Origin of the sequence: Kitasatospora sp. NPDC059571 (assembly GCF_042735675.1) — a bacterium.
Taxonomy (GTDB): Bacteria; Actinomycetota; Actinomycetes; order Streptomycetales; family Streptomycetaceae; genus Kitasatospora.
The window spans coordinates 1-1,415 of sequence record NZ_JBHWBW010000825.1 but is presented as its reverse complement, the minus strand read 5'-3'; the positions used below and the strand labels follow the sequence as shown (position 1 = coordinate 1,415).

General features: G+C 80.6%; 1 protein-coding gene. It reads left to right on the top strand.

The window, feature by feature from the left end:
• Nucleotides 1-258: 258 nt before the first annotated feature.
• A partial coding sequence (locus ACFV0G_RS39345) for a DUF6350 family protein (RefSeq protein WP_380558725.1) occupies nt 259-1,415 on the top strand: 1,157 nt, incomplete at its 3' end.

The following is a 1,415-nucleotide window of genomic DNA, read 5'->3' as shown; positions in this document are numbered from 1 at the left end:
GCCCCCGCGCGGCCGCGCCGGCTGGGGTGCGGCCGGCCCCGCACCCCCCGGGCGACCGGCCGGTCCGGCGCTGCCGCCGGCTCCGTCCGCGGGCCGCCGGGCGGGGTCGCCGGCAGGGTCGGCCTTCGAGGGTGCGGTCACCGGTCTGCCCTCCGGCGGCTGCCGCGTCGAAAAAGGCACATAAGCAAATAATCCGGGACACGGCGAAGGTTTGCCTCTTCACGGAGCGCAACGGGTGATCTTGGGAGCATGTGGCCCATGACGCAGCTGATGGGCCGTCCGATCCTGGTCCTGCCGGAGGACGTGGGCTCCCGCTCGGTCCTCGCCGACGTTCTCGCCGGTGCCCGGACGGCGCTGCTGGCGCTCGCGGTGATCGCCGTTCCCGTGCTCGGCCTGTGGGTGCTCACCCCGTACCCGGACGTCACCGCGGCGGGTGCGCTGCGGCTGGCCTGCGCACTCTGGCTGCTCGGCCACGCCGCGCCGCTCACCCGGGGGCCCGCCGGGGTGCCGTTCACCCTGACGCCGCTGCTGCTGACCTCGGTCACGCTCCTCCTGCTGCGCCGCGCGGGGGCCCGGGCGGCCCGGTCCGGGCGGCCGTCGGGCCGCCGGGCGCGGGGGGCGTCCTGGCGGGCGGTGCTCGGCGTCGGCGCGGGCTATCTCGGCGTCGGCGCGCTGGCCGTCGCGGACTGCGCCGGGGCCCAGGCGTTCCTGCGCGCCCGCGCCGTGCCGGACCTGGTCGCGGTGGCCGCGGTGGCCGGAGCCGGCCTCGCCTGGGGCGCCTGCGCGGCGACCGGCCTGCCGAGGCTCGCCCTGCCGGCGGCGCTCACCGCCCTGGCCGGCCGCCGACCGGCTCCGGCGGACACCGGCGACGCGTACCAGGGGGACGGCACCGGGCCCGCCGGGGTGGCGCCCGTCGTTGCCGGCGCCGCCTCGGCGGGCCTGCTCGGCCTGGTCGCCGGGGGCGGGGTGCTGCTGCTCGCGGCGATCGCGGCCGGCCGGGCGGGGGAGTCGGCCGCGGCGCTCGCCGACGGTCCGGCCGGTCTGCTGGGGGTGCTGCTGGCCTGTGCCCTGCTGCTGCCCAACGCGGTCGTCTGGGCGGCCGCGTACGCGCTCGGCCCGGGTTTCGCGGTCGGTGCCGATGTGCTGGCCTCACCGCTGGGCGGGCGCTCGGGCCCGATGCCGGACTTCCCCTTGCTGGCCCTGCTGCCGGACCCGGGTCCGGCCGCCGGGCCCGGCTGGCGCCTGGTGGTGGGGGTCCTGCCGCTGCTGGCCGGAGCGGTGCCCGCGCTGCTGCTCGGCCGGGCCGCGGCCGGGGTCGCCCGGCGGCCCCGCCATGCCGGGCCGGCCGCTCCCTGGCGGGCCGGTACGGGCGTGCTGGCCGCCGCCGCGACCGCGCTCGCCACCGGTGCGGCGGG